The sequence below is a fragment of the Halobacterium wangiae genome, assembly GCF_021249345.1.
Classification (GTDB): Archaea; Halobacteriota; Halobacteria; order Halobacteriales; family Halobacteriaceae; genus Halobacterium; species Halobacterium wangiae.
Map to the genome: position 1 here is coordinate 793,827 of NZ_CP089588.1, position 18,071 is coordinate 811,897.

The 18,071-nt window shown below is 71.3% G+C and carries 19 protein-coding genes; 5 read left to right on the plus strand and 14 right to left on the minus strand.

The features are described from left to right. Window positions 1–12: 12 nt before the first annotated feature. Window positions 13–894: a Vms1/Ankzf1 family peptidyl-tRNA hydrolase gene (locus LT965_RS04295; protein WP_232702783.1), complete on the minus strand. Its 882-nt coding sequence runs from the start codon at window positions 892–894 to the stop codon at window positions 13–15. A gap of 121 nt (window positions 895–1,015) precedes the next feature. Between LT965_RS04295 and LT965_RS04300 the strand changes: the two genes are divergently transcribed. Further along, window positions 1,016–2,674 (plus strand): potassium channel family protein, encoded by a 1,659-nt coding sequence (locus tag LT965_RS04300; protein ID WP_232702784.1) that lies wholly within the window; start codon window positions 1,016–1,018, stop codon window positions 2,672–2,674. Between the two features lie 47 nt (window positions 2,675–2,721). Here LT965_RS04300 and LT965_RS04305 read toward each other — a convergent pair whose 3' ends face one another. Continuing rightward, window positions 2,722–3,060, minus strand: coding sequence for a DUF5802 family protein (locus LT965_RS04305; protein WP_232702785.1), 339 nt, complete (start codon window positions 3,058–3,060; stop codon window positions 2,722–2,724). A gap of 115 nt (window positions 3,061–3,175) precedes the next feature. On the opposite strand from LT965_RS04305, the gene LT965_RS04310 reads away from it, so the two are divergent. The 3 genes from LT965_RS04310 to LT965_RS04320 are packed head-to-tail and all read left to right on the plus strand — an operon-like array spanning window position 3,176 to window position 6,062. Beyond that, window positions 3,176–3,826 carry an ArsR/SmtB family transcription factor gene (locus tag LT965_RS04310; RefSeq protein WP_232702786.1) on the plus strand — a complete coding sequence of 217 codons (651 nt, stop codon included), beginning with the start codon at window positions 3,176–3,178 and terminating at the stop codon, window positions 3,824–3,826. 35 nt (window positions 3,827–3,861) lie between these two features. Beyond that, window positions 3,862–5,133 (plus strand): Glu-tRNA(Gln) amidotransferase subunit GatD, encoded by a 1,272-nt coding sequence (gene gatD, locus LT965_RS04315; protein WP_232702787.1) that lies wholly within the window; start codon window positions 3,862–3,864, stop codon window positions 5,131–5,133. Next, a complete protein-coding gene (locus tag LT965_RS04320) occupies window positions 5,130–6,062 on the plus strand; it encodes a GNAT family N-acetyltransferase (RefSeq protein ID WP_232702788.1) in 933 nt (310 codons plus the stop codon). Before gatD ends, LT965_RS04320 begins: the two co-directional genes overlap by 4 nt. Before the next feature lie 24 nt (window positions 6,063–6,086). On the opposite strand, the gene LT965_RS04325 is transcribed toward LT965_RS04320, so the two are convergent. From LT965_RS04325 to LT965_RS04340, 4 genes are read right to left on the minus strand one after another with little or no spacing between them, the layout of a single operon-like run. Further along, on the minus strand, window positions 6,087–6,830 hold the full coding sequence (locus LT965_RS04325) for a glycerophosphodiester phosphodiesterase (protein ID WP_232702789.1): 744 nt from the start codon (window positions 6,828–6,830) through the stop codon (window positions 6,087–6,089). Then, window positions 6,830–7,105 carry a ubiquitin-like small modifier protein 1 gene (locus tag LT965_RS04330; RefSeq protein WP_232702790.1) on the minus strand — a complete coding sequence of 92 codons (276 nt, stop codon included), beginning with the start codon at window positions 7,103–7,105 and terminating at the stop codon, window positions 6,830–6,832. Before LT965_RS04330 ends, LT965_RS04325 begins: the two co-directional genes overlap by 1 nt. A 32-nt stretch (window positions 7,106–7,137) precedes the next feature. Next, window positions 7,138–8,256 carry a DUF8167 domain-containing protein gene (locus tag LT965_RS04335; protein ID WP_232702791.1) on the minus strand — a complete coding sequence of 373 codons (1,119 nt, stop codon included), beginning with the start codon at window positions 8,254–8,256 and terminating at the stop codon, window positions 7,138–7,140. Continuing rightward, window positions 8,256–9,467 (minus strand): potassium channel family protein, encoded by a 1,212-nt coding sequence (locus LT965_RS04340; protein WP_232702792.1) that lies wholly within the window; start codon window positions 9,465–9,467, stop codon window positions 8,256–8,258. Before LT965_RS04340 ends, LT965_RS04335 begins: the two co-directional genes overlap by 1 nt. Window positions 9,468–9,561: 94 nt before the next feature. Between LT965_RS04340 and LT965_RS04345 the strand changes: the two genes are divergently transcribed. Next, the gene (locus tag LT965_RS04345) at window positions 9,562–10,716 is read left to right on the plus strand and encodes an NAD-binding protein (protein ID WP_232702793.1); all 1,155 of its coding nucleotides are present in this window, start codon (window positions 9,562–9,564) and stop codon (window positions 10,714–10,716) included. 2 nt (window positions 10,717–10,718) lie between these two features. Here the strand turns inward: LT965_RS04345 and LT965_RS04350 are convergent, their stop codons facing one another. From LT965_RS04350 to LT965_RS04385, 8 genes are all read right to left on the minus strand, one after another. Continuing rightward, window positions 10,719–12,167 (minus strand): HPP family protein, encoded by a 1,449-nt coding sequence (locus tag LT965_RS04350; protein WP_232702794.1) that lies wholly within the window; start codon window positions 12,165–12,167, stop codon window positions 10,719–10,721. 55 nt (window positions 12,168–12,222) lie between these two features. Continuing rightward, window positions 12,223–13,197 (minus strand): WD40/YVTN/BNR-like repeat-containing protein, encoded by a 975-nt coding sequence (locus tag LT965_RS04355; protein ID WP_232702795.1) that lies wholly within the window; start codon window positions 13,195–13,197, stop codon window positions 12,223–12,225. 120 nt (window positions 13,198–13,317) lie between these two features. After that, window positions 13,318–14,046 carry a guanosine phosphorylase gene (locus tag LT965_RS04360; RefSeq protein ID WP_232702796.1) on the minus strand — a complete coding sequence of 243 codons (729 nt, stop codon included), beginning with the start codon at window positions 14,044–14,046 and terminating at the stop codon, window positions 13,318–13,320. Between the two features lie 63 nt (window positions 14,047–14,109). Then, a complete protein-coding gene (locus tag LT965_RS04365) occupies window positions 14,110–14,283 on the minus strand; it encodes a hypothetical protein (protein ID WP_232702797.1) in 174 nt (57 codons plus the stop codon). Window positions 14,284–14,340: 57 nt separating this feature from the next. Then, entirely contained in the window at window positions 14,341–15,285 is a 945-nt protein-coding gene (locus tag LT965_RS04370; RefSeq protein ID WP_232702798.1) for a WD40/YVTN/BNR-like repeat-containing protein, read from the minus strand. A 51-nt stretch (window positions 15,286–15,336) separates the two neighbouring features. Next, the gene (locus LT965_RS04375; RefSeq protein ID WP_232702799.1) at window positions 15,337–16,227 is read right to left on the minus strand and encodes an ATP-dependent ribose-1-phosphate kinase; all 891 of its coding nucleotides are present in this window, start codon (window positions 16,225–16,227) and stop codon (window positions 15,337–15,339) included. A 24-nt stretch (window positions 16,228–16,251) separates the two neighbouring features. Next, on the minus strand, window positions 16,252–17,070 hold the full coding sequence (locus LT965_RS04380; protein ID WP_232702800.1) for a DUF63 family protein: 819 nt from the start codon (window positions 17,068–17,070) through the stop codon (window positions 16,252–16,254). 54 nt (window positions 17,071–17,124) lie between these two features. Then, a complete protein-coding gene (locus LT965_RS04385; protein WP_232702801.1) occupies window positions 17,125–18,069 on the minus strand; it encodes a ribose 1,5-bisphosphate isomerase in 945 nt (314 codons plus the stop codon). Window positions 18,070–18,071 lie beyond the last annotated feature (2 nt).

The window sequence follows — 18,071 nt, forward strand, 5'->3', positions numbered from 1 at the left end:
ACCGGTGGCAACCTAGAGGAGGGAGAGCGGTACCGTCCAGAACGTGGCGCGAGCGTCGTCGAGTGCGGCCTCCGGTTTCCCGGTGGCGTCGACCGCCGCGGTGACGTCCGCGTCGAACTCGTCGAGCAGCGTCGACTGCCCGACGACGAACGTACGGTCGGCCTCGACACCTGCGAGCGCGGCCTGGCACTTCTCGACGTGTTCGCGTATCTGGCTCTCGCGGCGGCGCTCGAAGCGGTCCTGGGAGAACCCGCCCTTCGAGTGGGCTCCCTTCACGTCGCTCTCGAACCCCTCGTAGTGGACGCGTTCGTCGCCCTCGAACACCCCGAGCGCGAACAGGTCCGCGCGCACGACGGCGAACGCGTACCGGCCCGTCGGTGCGAACCACGCCCGCTCGATGCGAGCGCCCTCGTCCCACTCGCAGAACGCCGCCGGCGGGTTCGGCGGGCGGAGCGCTGCGGAGACGACTCCCTCGCGGTCGCGGACGACGAGACACGGCGCGGCGCGTTCGACGAGCGGTGCGCGGTCCCCGAACGCCTCGCGGACTGCTTCCGGCGGGTCGTCGGGGACGTAGGCGGTGAGGACGCTCTCCGCGCCGGCTTCGAAGCTGTCCAGCAGCGCGAGCACGCGGTCGCGGCGCTCGCCGCGGAGGTCGGCGCGGCGCCGGAACTCGGGTTCGGCGTCGTCGCCGCCGGTGCGGTCGACCCGGTCGGTGAGTTCCGTCACGCGGTCCTCGAGTTCGTTGACGCGGCGCTCGGCCGCCTGTCGGTCCCGGACTGCCTCGCTGCGACGCTCGCTCTCGGCGTCGAGCTGGTTCCGCAGGGACTCGGTCTCGGCCTCCAGTTCCTCGATGCGCTCCTTGAGTTCCGTGCGCCCGAGGAGGTCGTCCAGCATGGGCCAACCGCGGGTGGCCGCGGGCTTAGGCGTTTCCCCACTCCACGAGCGATGCGCAGCCCGCTCGCACCCCCGGCATTACTTTGTTGCGAGCGGTCGAATGAGGAGACAGGACCATCGAATGCGCGAGTTCACGGACATTCGCGGTCTCCACTACCGCGACCTGACGGGACGGCAGCGCCTCTTGTTCTGGTTCGGCGTCGGTCTCGTCCTGCTCGTCGGCATCTTCACCGTCGTCTACTACTGGGGGATAAACAACCTGGAGAACCAGCCGCGGTCCATCTTCCAGGCGTTCAACGTCGTCATCGAGACGATGACCACGACGGGGTACGGCGCCGACTCGCCGTGGTCGACGCCGGCGATGAACGTGTTCGTCGCGCTGATGCAGGTGACCGGCATCGTCCTCGGGTTCGTCACGCTGCGCATCCTCGTCATCCCGCTGTTCGAGCGGACGCCGCTGAACCTCGACGACCGCCTCACCAGCAAGGACGACCACGTCGTCGTCGCGGAGTACGAACGCGACACGGAGGTGTTACTCGACGAACTCGAGGCCCTCGACGTGGACTACGTCCTCGTCGAGTCCGACGAGGACGAGGCGCTGCGGCTCTCCGACGACGGCTACCAGGCGATCAACGGCGACCCCGAGGACCGCGACGACCTGGACCGCGCGACCATCGAACGGGCGTCGCTGCTCATCACGGACGCCGGCGACAGGACGGCGAGCGTGGTCCTCACCGCCCTGGAGGCCAACGAGGACCTCCGCGTGGTCAGTTTCACCGCGTCGACCCGCCGGAAGGCCGCGCTCGCCGAGGTCGGCGTCGACCGGAGCGTCGCCCCGCACGCGCTCATCGGTCGGCGGCTGGCCGAGAAGGCGACGACGCCCGTGGCACTCGACGCGCCGTCGGCCGACGACGCGGTCGTGATCCGCGAACTGCTCGTCCGACGGGGGAGCCCGCTGCACGGCGTCAGTGTCCGGGAGTCGCCGGTCGCCCGCCACCCGGACCTGACGCTCGTCGCAGGGTGGTTCGACGGGGAGTTGCGCCTCCCACCGTCGCCCGAGGACCGCCTCACCCCGAACACGGTACTGGTCGTCGCCGGACCGGAGCACTCCGTCGACGAACTCGAGAACGAGGTGGGCAGCGGACGGACGCCGCGAGCGGCGACGCAGTCACAGGTGATCGTCGCCGGGTTCGGCGAGGGCGGCCAGGAGGCCGTCTCCACGCTCCCGGCGGACGTCCCGGTCACGACCGTCGACCAGTCCGCCGACAGCGGGGCGGACGTCGTCGGCGACGCGACGGAACCGGAGACGCTCCGGGCGGCCGGCGTCGAGGGCGCGTCGGCGCTGGTCGTCACCGTCGACGACGACGCCACTGCGCTGCTGACGGTGGCGATGGCACGCTCGCTGTCGGACGACGTCGAGATTCTCGCCCGCGTCACGGACGCCGAGAAGGAGTCCGCGGCGTTCAGGGCGGGGGCCGACTACGTGCTCTCCATCCAGCGGGTGTCCGCGCGACTGGTCGCCGCGGAGGTCCACGGCGAGCGCGTGATGGACCCCGCGGGACAGATCCGACTCGTTCGGGCCGAGGCGGACCGGTTCGTCGATGCGCCGCTGTCGGCAGCGCGTGGGAACACGGAACGCGGCTGGACGGTCGTCGGTGTCGCCCGCGACGGCCGCGTCCTCACCGACGAGCGCACCGAGATCCGGTCCGGGGACGACGTGTTCGTCGCGGGCAGCGACGACGCTATCCAGCGATTCGAGCGCACCGCCGACCGGAGGTAGCGGACGCTGGTCGGCGCTTCGTCCGGCTACGGAACGCGCTGTCGAGGTTACACCGCGCCGATGTCCAGCAGGCGGGCCGCGTGCTCGCGTTTCGCCAGCAGGACCTCCCTGAGCGTCGGTGGGTTCGATACGTCGAGGTCCTCGAGGACGTCCTCCGGAACCGCGAGCGTTCGCTCGGGCACGTCGTCCTCGCCGTGGACGGTGAGGTGCGCCGCACCGAGTTTCATCACGAGCGGGAGGTCCGTCCGGGAGAGTCCCGCGTCCGTGGTGTACAGTTGCTCGTTGACCAGCTCGTGCTGGTCGCGGTTGATCGCCGCGTACCCGCCTGACGCGGGTTCGACGTACAACCGTCCGAGGTAGTAGCCGCTGGAGAAGGCCTCGAACATGTGTGCGAACGTTTCGCACGGACGGTGATAAGCGCTCCGGGCAACCCTTAAGCCGTCGCGCTATTCGACCGGAGCAGACACCCTTATCCGCTCCGGCCGCTAACTTCGCGTGAACATGGACTCCGGGGCACTACTCGACCTTCTCGGGAACGAGAACCGGCGGCGCATCCTGCGCCTGCTGGCTCGCAAACCCTGCTACGTCACCGAGATCTCCGAGTACATCGACGTCAGCCCCAAGGCCGTCATCGACCACCTCCGCCGGATGGAGGAGGCCGGCCTCGTGGAGTCGCAGGTCGACGACCAGCGCAGGAAGTACTTCCACATCGCCGAGAACCTCCGCCTGGAGGTCCGGCTGTCGCCATTCGACTTCGGCGCGAAGTCGGCGTACCCCGCGAGCGCGGACTTCGACCTCGCGCAGTTCCAGTACGTCTCCGTCCGCGTGGCCGAGCGCCGCGAGAACGACGTCGCGGAGCTCGCCACGAAACTGGAGGAACTGAAGGACCTCGAACGGGAGCTGTCGCTCACCCAGCGCTGGGTCCAGGGCCAGCTCGCGGACGTCCAGAACAGGCTCGCGGACACCGTCGGCGAGGGGACCGACCGCCTCTACGCGGACGTGCTCGCGGCGCTCGCGGACGGCGACCGGACCGTGGCCGTCCTCGCCGAGCGCCTCGACGCGCCGGAGGCGCTGGTCGAGGGCGTCCTCGAGACGCTCCGCGAGCGCGGCGTCGTCGCGGAGACCGACGGCGAGTGGCGCATCACCGAGTAGCAACCTTTTCCTCCGCGCGCTCGGAACTTCGTTGCATGAACGCAGGCGACCGCGTGCGCGTCGAACGCGACGGAACGGCCCACGAGGGCGTGCTGTTGCCGTCGGCGTCGCCGGACCACCTCGTCGTCAAACTCGACTCCGGCTACAACGTCGGCGTCGACCGCGACGAGGCGACGGTGGACGTACTGGAATCGGGCGTCTTCGACGTCGATGCCGAGGGTGGCGAGGAGGCGGCCTCCGAGGTCGCGTTCGACGACGGCCTGCCGACGATCGCGCTCATCTCGACCGGCGGCACCATCGCCTCGACGGTGGACTACCGGACGGGTGCGGTGACCGCGCAGTTCGACGCCGAGGACGTGCTGCGGGCGGTGCCGGACCTCGCGGGCCGCGCGAACTACCGCGGGCGCGTCGTCGCCAACATCCTCTCGGAGAACATGGAGCCGCCGATCTGGCAGGAGCTCGCCGAGGCGGTCCACGAGGAGATCGCGGACGGCGCCGACGGCGTCGTCGTGATGCACGGCACGGACACGATGCAGTACTCCGCGAGCGCGCTCTCCTTCATGCTCGACACGCCCGTCCCGGTCGTGTTCACGGGCAGCCAGCGCTCGGCGGACCGGCCGTCCTCGGACAACGTGATGAACGCCGTCTGCTCGGTGGAGGCCGCCAAGAGCGACGCCGCCGAGGTGATGGTCTGCATGCACGCCTCGACGAGCGACGACCGGTGTGCGCTCCACCGCGGCACGCGCGTCCGGAAGAACCACACGAGCCGCCGGGACGCCTTCGAGACGGTCGGCGCGGAGCCCCTGGGCTACGTCGACTACGACGTCGCCAGCGAGGACGCGACCGGCGAGGCGAGCGGTGTCGAGTACACGAAGCCCTACGCCTCCCGTGGCGAGACGGAACTCGACCTCGACCTGGCCCTGGAGAACGACGTCGAACTCGTGAAGTTCACGCCCGGGATGGACCCCGCGTTCTTCGAGGCCTGCGAGGGGAAGGCCGGCGTGGTCATCGAGGGGACTGGCCTCGGCCACGTCCACTCGAAGTTCGTCGACACCGTCGCCGACCTCGTCGACGACGGCACGACGGTCGTGATGACCAGCCAGTGTCTCGAGGGGCGAGTCTGCGACCGCGTCTACGACACGGGCCGGGACCTCCTCGACGCCGGCGTCGTCGAGGGCGAGGACATGCTCCCGGGCACCGCGAAGGTGAAGCTGATGTGGGCGCTGGCGAACACCGAGAGCGTCGCCGAGACGATGCACACCCCTATCGCGGGCGAGATCACCGAGCGCTCCGTCCCGTGGGAATGAGCCTGGAACTCACGATCCGGCAGGCGGAACTCGACGACCACGAGGACGTGGTCGCGTTCACGAGCGAAACGTGGGCCGACCGCCGCGACAGCGGCGACTACATCCCACGCGTCTTCGAGAGCTGGGTCGAGAGCGACGGCCCGAGCCAGCGCACGCTCGTCGCGGACACCGGCGACGACGTCGCGGGCATCGTCCAGGTCGTCCTGCTCAGCGAGCACGAGGCGTGGGTGCAGGGGATGCGCGCGAACCCCGACTACCGCGGCTCCGGCGTCGGCCTCGAACTCGCCCACGCGGCCTTCGACTGGGCGCGCGAGCAGGGCGCCACCGTCGCTCGCAACATGGTGTTCAGCTGGAACGTCATGGGCCTCGGTCACTCGCGAGCGGCGGGGTTCGGCCCCGCGGCGGAGTTCCGGTGGGTCCACCCCGAACCAGACGCCGACGCCACTACCGACCGCGAGATCACCGACGACGTGAACGCGGCGTGGCGCTACTGGCAGCAGAGCCGCGCTCGCGACGCCCTCCGTGGCCTCGCGCTCCACACCGAGGAGTCGTGGGCGCTCGCGGAACTCGCCCGCGACCACCTCGTGGCGGCCCGCGACGAACGCGACGGCCTGCTGGTCGTCCAGGACGACACCACGGGCACGCAGGGGTTCACGTTCCGTACCCGCACCTACGAGCGCGAGGACGACGACGGCGACACCCAGACGTGGGTGGAGTACGGCGTCGCCGGCTGGGAGAGCCAGTCCGCCTGCGAGGATCTGCTCGCCGCTACCGCCCGGGACGCCGCGAGCGTCGGCGCGGACCGCACGCGCGTGCTGATTCCCGAGAGCGTGACGATGGTGAGCGACGTCGCCGTGACGCGCACGGAGATCGGCGAGGAACCCGACTTCGTGATGGCCGCCGACCTCACGAGCGACTACCGCAGGTAGACCGCCCCACTTCTTCGAGCGGCCCTAGCCGCCGAGCACGTAGTCCAGCACGCCCGGGTAGTCGCTGATGACGCCGTCCGCGCCCGCATCCCGGCACCGCTGGGCGTCCCGCCAGTCGGTGACGGTCCAGACGTTGACGCTGCGGCCGTCGCGGTGGGCGTGGTCGACCAGGTCGGCGTCGACGGCGTCCAGGGGCGCGTACAGCGCGCGGCAGTCGAACTCGCTGGCGCGCGTCAGCCCCCGGTCGGTGTCGATGCAGAGCGCCGCTCTCGGGGTGTCCGGGGCCACCTCCTGGGCGGCCTCCAGCGCACCGTCGAAGAACGAGGAGAGGACGACCGGGGCCTCGCAGTCCGCCAGCGCGTCCGCCACGCGCTCGACGAACGGGCGCCACTGTGCGGCGCCCGGACCGGGGAGGCCGAGGCGCGCGTCCTCACTCCCCGGGGTCTTCAGTTCGACGTGGAACTCGACGCCCGGTGGCACGAGGGCGGCGACCGACTCGAGGTCGGGCACCGCCTCGCCCGAGTCGAGGACGTCGGCGTCGTCGAGCGTCTCCCGGTCGGCGTCCCAGACGAACCCGGACGCGTCGGTGACGCCCCGCGAGTCGCCCTCGTCGTCGAGTCGCTGGTCGTGGAAGACGACCGGCGTCCCGTCCGCTCGGGGCTGGACGTCCACCTCGATACCGTCGGCCCGGTCGGCGGCCGCCCGGACCGCGGCGGCGGTGTTCTCCGGGGCGACGCCCGCGAACCCGCGGTGTGCGATGGTGAACATCAGCCACCGCTCACCGGCGGGAACATCGCCAGTTCGTCGCCGGCAGCGAGTTCGGTGTCCAGGCCGTCCAGGTTGCGGACGTTCTCCCCGTTGTGCAGGACGTTGACGTGGTGTCGCAGGTCGCCGTCCTCGGTGAGCACGCGGTCGGCCAGCGCCGGTCGGTCGTCGACGAGTGCGTCCAGGGCGTCCCCAACCGTCTCGCCCGGCTGAACGTCGACCTCGACGTGGCGGTCGCCGCCGACCTCCGCGAGGTCCGCGAAGAGCTTCCACTCCATGCCCGCCACTCGGCCGTCGCCCCCCATAGGTGCTACGGGGCGGTGGCCGCGCTGTCGAGTCGGCGCACGACGTCCGGGCGGGCGACGACGTACAGCGTCTCGCCGGCCGCCAGCACGCGGCTCCCCTTCGGAATCGCCTCGACCCCGTCGCCCGTGCGGACAGCCGCGACGGTGCCGTCGACGTCCCCGACGGTCCTCCCCTCCAGGTCGCTGCCTGCTCCGACGGACACCACGGTCATCGTCTCGTCGGCGTTGCGTAGCAGGCTGGCGAACTGGCGGTCGGCGCCGGGTTCGTACGGCAGGGTGAGCAGCCGGTAGTCGCCGCCCGCGATCGACCGGGCGTCGAACTCGTCGAGGGACAGCGTGACCGTGTCGTCTTTGACCGCGCGTAGCTCCGCCGTCGTCACCTGCCGTGGCTGCTCCCCGTCGGCCCGCCACACCTGCACGAGGTCGCCAGCAGCGGCGGTGTACGGCGGGTCGGCGCGCACCGCGACGGCGGCCGTGCCGGGCGGGAGCGTCGGCCCGATACCGGCGGTCCGCCGCCCGAGCGCGAGGTAGGAGACGGTGCCGGCGGCGTCCAGTTCCACGTCCACGTAGCCGACCTCGTAGTCGTCTTTCAGGCGGGCGACGAGTCGGTCCTCGAGTTCGTCGACGGTGAGCCGGCGCGGGAAGATGAACGTCTTCCCGGCCAGTTCTCGCTTCGTCTCGGGCGTGACCGGGTCGTACCCCTCGATGTCCGCCACCTCCTCGGGGAGTTCGACCGCCACCGCACGCCCGACGGCTTTCACGAGCTGGCCGACCTCGCCCTCGAGTTCGCGGGTGCCCGTGGCCGCGAGCAACTGGATGCCGATGCGGTCGCCGGCGCGGAGCGCGGCCGGGACGAGGACGATGGCGGCGGCGAACACCGCGAGGTTCGAGCCGACCTCGGCCACCGACAGGGCGTCGGTACGGCCGGCGACGGCCTCACCGAGCGCGACCCGGGTGTTGAGGTAGAGCGTGACCACGGAGACGTCCACGAGCAGCGCCACGCCGAACGGGACGCGCTGGCGGAAGTACCACCGGAAGCCGGCCGCGAGCACGACGACGACGAGCGCCGCGACGACGGTGAGGCCGACCGCCTGCGCGACCGCGGCAGTCGTGACGGGGGCCATCAGGCGACCACCCCCTCGAAGCGGTCGAGGGCGTCCCGCGGTCCGGTGACGAACAGTTCGTCGCCGACCCCCAGTTTCGCGTCGCCGCGGGGGGCGATGATCCACGACCCGCCGTTGCGGACCGCGAGCACCGCGACGCCGTGCCGGTGACGTACGTCGCTCTCGGACAGCGAGGTGCCCGCGACCTCGCTGTCCTCGCGGATGGTGAGTCGGCGGACGCGCTGGCCGGCGCGCCTGAGCAGCCCCAGCAGTTCGTACTCCCGGCGGGTGCCGCGAGCCCGAACCACGACCCGGGCGTCGTCGGCCGTGAGCAGGCGTTCGGCGTCCGCCCGCGGGACGGCGACAGTGACGCGGCCGTCGCCACCGGTCGTCGTCGGGGCGGTCGTCCCCTGCACTTCGTCGTCCTCCGAGTCGGCGGCCGACCCGCCGACAGCGTCGCTCTCGCCGCTGGAGTTCGCCGCGAGCACCGTGCCGTCGACGTTGTCGTCTCCCGTGAGCACCGACACCTCGTCGCCGCGCGCGACGCCGGTCGGGACGAGCGCCGAGACGGAGACCGCGCGCTGCCCGACGGGCGTTCGTTTCGAGACGCCGGCGGCAGGCGGCGCGGCGGCGACGCTGGCGCGCGCCTGTCGGTCGAGGGAGACCGAGGCCTCCTGGAGGTCGAACTCCGAGCGGAGGCGGTCCGCGAACCGGGACTCGAGTTCCGACAGCGGGAGGTCCGCCGGGAACTGCCACTCGAGGGTCTTGATCTCCGTGCGGAGCGCGTCCGGCAGCGGCGGGTACCCCTCGACGTCACGGACCGGCCCCGTGACCGTGACGGTGGCCTCGCGGCCGCTGCCCACGAATTTGACCACGTCCGCGCTCAGTGTGCGGTCGCGAAGCGACCGGAGACTGAGCCGTCGAGGGAGGTTCGCGCCGAGGCGGTCGCCGACCGCGTGCATGTAGAACGTCAGCAGCGCCACCACGAGTAGCGCCACCACGAGCGTCGTGGAGTTCGCCGCCTGCGTGATGGTCGGGTCCGCGAACGCGAGCAGGCCGCCGTTGACACCCGCGAGCGCGACGCCGAGCACGACGACACCGAACGCGGGGATCGAGAGCCCGGTCACGTACCGGAAGATGAACCCGAACCCGAACGCCACGAGCGCCGGGATGACGCCCGCCAGCAGTCCGAGGTAGATTCCGTGCAGCACCTGCACGGGAGTCGAAGCCATGTCGCCGACCCACTCGCGCCGCGGCCAAAACCCTACCGTTCGGTGCCGACGTCGGGCCGCCGCCATTAAGAGGGGGGACCACGCCCGTGGAGGTATGGACCTGCCGGGCGTCGAGCGCGTGACCGGGCGCGTAGCGGTCGCGTTGACGCTCGCAGTCGCGGGGCTGTCCGTCGTCGTCGGCATCCTCGGCATCGTCGCTCCCACGGCGAACTTCGGACCGGTCGCCCCCTACGTCCCCCCGGCGATCAGCCAGACGGCGGGGTTCACGGGCGCACTCACCGGCTTCCTGATGGTGATGAGCGCGTTCGGGCTGCGCCGCGGCCTCCGCGCCGCCTGGTACTCAACGCTCGTCCTGCTGCCGGTGACGGCCGGCCAGGGACTCGTGCAGGCGACGCCGTACTCCGTGCCGCTGGTCGTGCTCTCCATCCTCGCGTTCCCCGTGCTCGCGGTCGCCCGCAAGCGCTTCGACGAGCACATCTCGCTGACCACGAGCCAGCTCGCCGCCGGTGGCGCGCTGTTCGGCGTGCTGGCCTACGGCACCATCGGCACGTACGCCCTCCGCGGCGAGCGCGGCTTCGAGGAGGTCTCGACGATGCTCGACGCGTTCTACTACACGCTCGTGACCGCCAGCACCGTCGGCTACGGCGACCTCACGCCGACGACCCAGGAGGCGAGGCTGTTCTCGCTGTCCGTCGTCGTGCTCGGCACCGCGAGTTTCGCCATCGCACTCGGCGCACTGCTCGGTCCCGCCCTCGAAGCCCGGTTCGCGAGCGCACTCGGACGCATGACACAGAGCGACCTAGAGTCCCTCGACGGCCACGTCGTCGTCGCGGGCTACGGCGACCTGACGGAACCGATTCTGAGCGAGTTCGCCGCGGACGGCCGCACGTTCGTCGTGCTCACCGACCGCGAGGACCCGGTGGCTCGGCTCCGCGAGCGGGACGTGAACGTGCTGGTCGCGGACCCGACCGACGAGGACTCCCTCGACCGCGCAGGGGTCGACCGTGCGCGAGCCGTGGTCGCGGCGACGGACGATGACGGCGAGGACGCGCTGGCCATCCTGACGGTCCGGGAGTCCTACCCGGACGTCCACGTCGTCGCCGCCGCCACCGAGCGCGAGAACGAGGCGAAACTCCGGCGCGCGGGCGCGGACGTCGTCATCAGCCCCGCAGTCATCGGCGGCCGCCTCATCGCGCGGTCCGCGTACGGCGACGAGGGAGCCGCGCGGGAAGCCGCGGAACTCGAGTAGCCTCAGCCGACGTGGACGACGGCGATGTCCGTCTCGACGTCCCGGACGCGCTCGTAGGTCGGCCGCGAGAGGAACTTCGACGCCGCCGACCGGTCGGTGCTGGCGCCGACGAAGACGAGGTCGTAGTGGGCGTCGTTGCGTTCGAGGAACGACGCGACGTCCGACCGCGAGACCCGCGTCTCGCAGCGCGTCTCGACCGTCTCCGCCAGGTCGGCCAGCATCGACTCCGCGCGCCGCCGGTCGCGCTCGGCGTCGATGCACGTACAGGCGCTGATCGTGCCGGTCCGGGCGGCGAGTCGCTGGGCGTAGTCGAGCATCGCGTGCGCGCCGTCGGAGGCGCTGCGCACCGGCACCATGATGCGCTTCCAGCGGGTGCGCTCGGAGTCCGAGCGGAACGCCACGACGTTCTGGTCGCTGCGGAACAGCCCCCGGACGAGCGGTGAGAGACCCCCGTTACTGGTCTCGAACGGCGTCACGACGAGGTCGGAGTTCGTCTCCTCGGCGGCGGCGAGGACGGTCTGTGACGGGTCGCCGTCGGCCACCGCCACCACCACGTCGCAGGGGACGCCGACGCGCGTCTCGATCTGCGCCGCCTGCTGTTCGAGTTCCCGCGCGGACACGTCGGCGGCCTTCGCCTCGACGTCCGTCTCCGGGTCCTCGACGTAGTCGGCGTCCGTCTCGTCGCCCCGGATGAGGGCGCGCTCGGCCTCGGCGAGGTCCTCGTCCTCGACGACGTCCAGGAGCACGACCTTGCCGGCGTCGTGGGCCGCCGCGATGCGGGCGCCGAACATCGCCGTCTGCGGGGCCGTCTCGCCGCGCATCGGCACGATGACGTGGTCGTCGGCGTTCGTCGTCCGGTAGAGGTAGCGCGCCCGCTGCTCGTAGAACTGGGCGCGCCACACCACGAAGACGATGGCGACGAGGCTCGCCGACAGCGCGACGCCGACGACGTACGCGAACTGCGCCGCGCCAGTGATGAGCACGAGCAGCGCCGTCGAGTACGCCGTCGGGAGTTCGAGGTGCAACAGCCACGTCACGACGCCGGTGAGCAGCACGGCGAGTGCGGCGGCGGTGGCGTCGACGCCGAGCGCGCTCGTCGGTACCCCGTAGACGTAGGCCGCCGTGAACTCGACGGCGCCCCACCCGCAGAGCGCGCCGACGGTCATCCCGCCGACGAACTTCCCGGGGTCCGAGTAGCGGCCCTCGGGTTCCGAGAACAGCGTGTACGTCCCGGACGCCAGCGGCGGGAACAGCAGGAACGACACCAGCGCGATGCTGTTGGCGAGCAGCGTCACGAGGCCGACGAGCAACGGCACGAACAGGAGCACGGAGACCCGCGTGAGGTTGCTCGTCGTCTCGATCCACCGCCGGAACTGCCGGACCTCCCGGCGCTCGAAGCGGGAGACGCGCCGCCGGGTGGCCGCGAGCCGTCGGCGCAGTTCCGGGAGCATTACCCTCTCGGTCGGTGGGTCGAGCAGTTGTGTGTTGTGGCTCCGGGACGGTGGCCTACGGCTCGTACCACGTGAGATTGCAGTAGCGACCGGGCAGCGTGTCTGGCGGCTGGATGTCGGCGACAGTCGTCCAGCCGCCGTCTCGTCTCCTGAGCACCGTACCCCGGTGCGTGACGGCGACGAGGTCGTCACCGACTGTCGTCCAGCCGACGACCACCTCGTCGGGACACGGGAACGCGACAGCCGCCAGTGTCGTCCCGTCTCGGCACTGGAAGACTGCGGGGTCGGCCTCCCGCTGGTCCCACCTGTTCGGCGGAACGCACGCAGCCGAGGTGTACAGGACCCCGTCGTGCGAGTAGACCGAGCGGAAGTACCGCTGTTCGACGGTCTCGTCGAGGCGCGTCCACGAACGGCCGACGTCCGTACTCCGATACAGGCCTACACCAGTAGCGGCGACGTAGACCCGGTCGCGTTCGGTGTAGAGCTTGTGGACGTCGTCGTGCACACCGTCGCTGCGCTCGTCCCACGTCTCCCCGCGGTCTTCGCTGACGTGGACGCCGCCAGGTTCGACACCGGCGACGATCCGGTCCGGCGAGTCCGGGTGGGCACAGAGGCTCCGCAGTTTCGCGACGTTGTCGTGCCGGGGAACACCCCACTCGTCACGGGACGGGAGGTCGCGGAACCCCGCGAGTTCTCTCCAGTCGAGTGCCTCGGGACGGACGTGCCCGTCTTGGCTCAGGGACGACACGTACACGTGGGTCGGACGCGTCCCGGCGTAGATTCGCTCTCCGTCGGGTGAGACGACGACTGCGTAGACGGTCTCCTCGGGGACGCGAAGGTCGACCCAGTCCGACCCGTCGCGCGAGTAGTAGAGGCCAGCCTTCGTGGCGGCGAACACGCCGTCTACGGCGTCGAACTGGCGGACACGTTCAACTCTCGGCGCGTCGAGGACCTTCGCTACCGCCGTGTCTCCACCGCCCGCGAGACCAGTGACACTGTAGGCCCCGTCACCGGTTCCTGCGATGAGCATACGCGGCCAGTCACGGATGGTGCACTTGAGTGTTCACGGCACCGAGTTTTTGTAACCCAAGGTATGTTTTTCCCGGTGACGTCGGGGTCCTCGAACGCGGTCCGGCGTGTATCGGCCCAGTTACGCGAGGTCGACGACCGCGTCGAGTGCGATGTCGATGGCGCGCGCGACGTTGTTCTTGGCCTTGTCCGGGAGTTCGTCGTCGGAGTCGGCGCCCTTCTGGGTGCCCGCGACGAGGTTTCCGTCGACGGTACAGATGGCGCCCGCGCTGAGGCCGCGTCGGCGCGCCAGCGAGAAGACGGTGGCGGCCTCCATCTCGATGGCGAGCAGGCCGGCGTCGTTCCAGTCCGCGACGTACTCGTCGCTCTCGTTGTAGAACGCGTCGTCGCTGACGATGGGGCCGACGTGCACCTCCTCGTCGTTGGCTTCCGAGGCGTCGACGAGACTCGTGAGGACGTCGTAGTCCGGGACGGCCGGATACACTTCGGACTCGTAGCGCTTGCTCGTCCCCTCCTCCTTGGCGGCGCCGGTGGCGACGATCATGTCCCCGATCTCGACGTGCTCCTGGAGGCCGCCGATGGTGCCGACGCGGATGAACGTCTCGACGCCGACGCGCGCGAGTTCCTCGACGGCGATGGCGGCCGACGGGCAGCCGATGCCGGTGGAGCTGATGGTGAGGTCGACGCCGTCGTAGGTGGCGTTGACGACCTTGTACTCGCGGTTCTCCGCGACGACCTCGCTGTCGTCGCAGTGGCTGGCGATGCGGTCGACGCGACCCGGGTCGCCGGGAATCAGCGCGATGTCGTGGACGTCACCCTCCTCGACGAGCAGGTGGGGCTGTTTTGCCATGCAACTGCGTTCGACGCCCGCGAGAAAAAGAGCGGGGATTGGGGCCGACGGCGAGCGTGGCCGTCACGACGCCCCGGTGTCCACCCGGTAGAGCGCGAGGAGACCGATGGCGACGAACAGTAACCCCGTCACGGCGGCGGTGACTGCGGCGGTGACCGACCGGGACACCGCCGCGGCGAGCAACTGCCCGACGCCGACGGCTAGCAGCACGACCGCGACGAGTTTCCACGCGTTCATGGAGAGTGCGAGGGGCGGTCCCCGGAAAAGCGTTGACGTCGGCGGCGGGGGTTCGGCTCAGCGAACCACGAGGCCGCGGGGGCGCGCGGACTCCAGGGTGGCGGGGAAGTCGCCGTCCAGGGGTTCCCAGGACGCGCCCCAGTCGTCGGTGCGGTAGAAGCCGTGGTTCGTGGCTGCGATGGCCTCGTCGGCCTCACCCGTGCTCGCGAGCACGGGCGCGAGCAGTCCCTCGGGACCGGGCAGGTCGTCACAGTGCTCCCAGTCGCCGCCGTCGCGGCGGAAGACGGCGCTGTTGGCGCTGCCGGCGTCGTGGGCGCTCCGCGGGCCGTGGGCGGCCGAGACGAGCAGGCGTTCGGGGTCGGCTGGGTCGCAGGCCACGCTCCAGCAGTAGGTCCTGTCGAGGCCGGCCTCCTCGGCGCGCCAGGTGTCGCCGCCGACCTCGGTGACGTAGAAGCCGTCGCCGGCCGCCGAGTACGCGAGGTGCGGGTGGTCGGGGTGCGTCGTCATCCCGTGGGTGTCTCGCGGGCCCGACGGGACGCGGTCGAGCCACGTCTCGCCGCCGTCGGGCGACCGGAGGAGCGCGCCGGCCTCGATGGCGACGTAGAGGTGTTCGCTCGTGGGTTCGAGCCAGCGAACGTGGTGCGTGGAGGGCCGCGGCGGGAACGCCCACTGATCGCTGGACGGGAGGTCGTCGAGGCCCGGACGTTCCTGGAACTCCTCGCCGTCGGGGGCGTAGTAGACGGCGCTCGGCGCGGTGCCGGCCCAGACGCCGTCGTCGGCGACGGCGATGGCGGTCACGTCGCCGAGGGCCGCGACCTGCGTCCAGGCGTCTTCGGTGTGCCACTGCGCCGTCTGGGTCGTCCGGTAGACGCCGTCGTCGGTGCCGCAGTAGGTGCCCGCGGGACCGGCGTCGAGACACTGCACGTCGCCCTCGAAGGCGGTCGTGTAACCGTCCACGTCGTGGGCGAGCACGCGGTCGGGGTAGGCGGCGAGCAGGTTCATACGGGACCGTACGCGCCGGGGGAACCTAAAGCCGGCTCGGAATCGAGCGACTCAGAACTGGCCGTCGAGGAACGACTCGGTCGCCTCGCGGGTGGGAGCGGTCCGCGCGCCCTCGGACTGCGCGGCGAGCGCACCGCAGGCGTTGGCGAACTCGAGGGCGCGCTCGTGGTCGTCGGGGTGGTCGAGGAGGACGGCGAGGAAGCCCGCGGCGAACGCGTCGCCGGCGCCCGTCGTGTCCACCGTCTCGACGTCGAAGCCCGGGTGGTCGTACGAGCAGTCGGGCGTGTGGACGGTGGCGCCGTCCGCCCCGTGTTTCACGACGACGACGCGATCACTGAGCGCCGACTCGGCGTACGAGGCCTGCTCGTCGAGGACCTCCAGTGCCTCCCGGTCGTTGACGAACAGCACGTCCGCGAGCGCGATGGCGTCCGAGAAGTCGCGCTCGTCGAGGCGCCTCCCCGGGTCGAAGGAGACAGTGGCGTCGGCCTCGGAGGCGACCGTCGCGAGGTGAGCGGCCGTCTCGGGGCGCTGGCTGGTGAGGTGGAGGTGGTCGGCGGCCTCGACGTAGTCCGCGTCGACGTCGCCGGGGACGACGGCCTCGTTCGCGCCGTCGTTGCCGAGCACCATCACCTCGCCGTCGGCGTCGACGACGAGGTACTTCACGCTCGTCTCGGCGTCGGCGACGACGCGGAGGCCCCGCAGGTCGACGTCCGCGCCCTCCAGTTCGCGGCGCGCGAGCAGGCCGTTCTCGTCGTCGCCGACGCTGCCGACGAGGCCCGTGTCGACGTCGAAGCCCGCGAGCGCGCAGGCGACGTTGGCGGCGCTGCCGCCGCCGGAGCGCCGCTGGGAGACGAGTTGCGCTTCGCCGTCGGGCTCCGGGAGGGAGTCCACGCGGAGCGTCACGTCCCAGTTGACGTGGCCGGCGGCGACGACTCTAACCATACCCCCGACGTCAACGGCCGGCGGCTAAAACCCTGCGGGGTTGGAGGCGACGAACAGCAGAATGTTGTGGACGCCGGGGCCGAGACCGACCGCGGCGACGATACCGAGCACGAGGTAGCCCTCGCCGGGCACCTCCCGGACGTAGTCCGCGACGAGCACGACGACGACGGAGACGAGCACGACCTTCACGAGGACGAACAGCCAGCCGACGCCGAGGTAGGGTTCCGTCGGGAGGTGGGCCGCGAACTCCATGACGAGCGCCGACAGCGGCGTTTGCTCGCCGAAGCCGAGCACGTCGATGCCGACGGCGGTGGAGGTGCCGTCGAGGACGTGCCCGAAGACGGCGAGCGCGCCGGCGACCCCCGTGAGGCGGGCCGCCTCGGGTCGCCAGTAGCGGACGCCCAGCCACGTGACGTGGCCGAGGACGGCGGCGGCGCCGACGGCGGCCAGCGGCCACGCGAGGTCCAACGAGTCGTGTTCGAGGCCGAAGTTGATCGCGGCGGCCGCGGGGAGAACTGCGAGGACGGCGCCGACGCCCGCGAGGACGGCGAGCGGGCTGGACGTCCGGCGGGCCGCGAGCCACGTCACGCCAGCGACGGCGAACGTCGTCGCGTAGACAATCGGAGAGCCGAAGAGGGGCGCGACGGATTCGGGGTAGAGCTGGAGCTGGAAGCAGACGTAGAGCGCCGACCCGAGGGCCATCCACGGGCCGAACGCGAGAATCGTCAGTTCGTCGACTGGCGGTGACTCGCGGGCGAGCAGCCAGGCGACCACGACCACCGCGGCGGCGACGGCCGCGAGATACGGGAGCGGCGGGAGTGCGAACCCTTCGGGGAGCACCATACCGGGTGAGCGGACCCGCGCCTTGAGAACGTTCCTATTCCGCGAGCGGTCGGACTACGTCTCGGCCCACGGCTCCGTCGTCCCCTCACCGTACAGCTCCCGCATCAGCGTGACGATGCTCTCGGGCGGGAACTGCCCGCGCTCGGTGACGATGGCGTCGACGTACCGCGGCGGCGTCACGTCGAAGGCGGGGTTCTCGACGGCGACGTCGCCGACCTCCGCGCGCTCGGCGTCCGTCATCACCTCCGACTCGTCGCGCATCTCGATCTCGACGGTGTGGCCCGTGAGCGTGTCCGGGTGGAGCTTCAGCGTCTGCGCCGCGACCATGATGGGCGTGCCGCGCTCGCGAGCGGCGACGGCAAGCAGGCTCGTCCCGACCTTGTTGATGACCGAGCCGTCCGCGGCGATGGAGTCCGCGCCGACGAGCACGTGGTCGCAGTCGTCGAGGTAGCGCCGCGCGGCGTTGTCCACGACGACGGTGACGGGGACGTCCCACTCGCGGAGCTGTTTCGCGGTGATGTGGCCCTGCTTGCGGGGCCGGGTCTCCTTCACGACGGCCTCGATGTGTTTCCCGTCGTCGAGTGCGGCGCGCACACAGGCCAGCGCGTCCGTCGAGTGGCAGTGGGTCATCACAGTGTCGCCGTCCTGCAGGCGGTTCGCGCCGATGTCGCCGAGGTCGTCCTGGGCGCGTTCGAGCTGGTCGCGGAACGACGCCGCGGCCTCGATGGTCGACACGCGGAGTGCCTCGACGGAGTCGCCGTCGAGTTCCCGGAGGACGTACCGGAGCGCGTTCGGCAGGCTCACGGCGGTGGGGCGGGTGTCCCGGAGGCGGCGCGCGGCCGCTCGCATCTCTGCACGGAACGCGTCGGGCGAGGCCGCCTCGCTGGCGCGAGCCTGCGCCTCGAGCGCGTCGGCGGCGGCCTCGGCGATGGAGGCCGCGCCTCGAATCTCCATGTCGGCGATGTCCTCTGCCGTTCGCTCGACTTCCGGTACGGGCATAC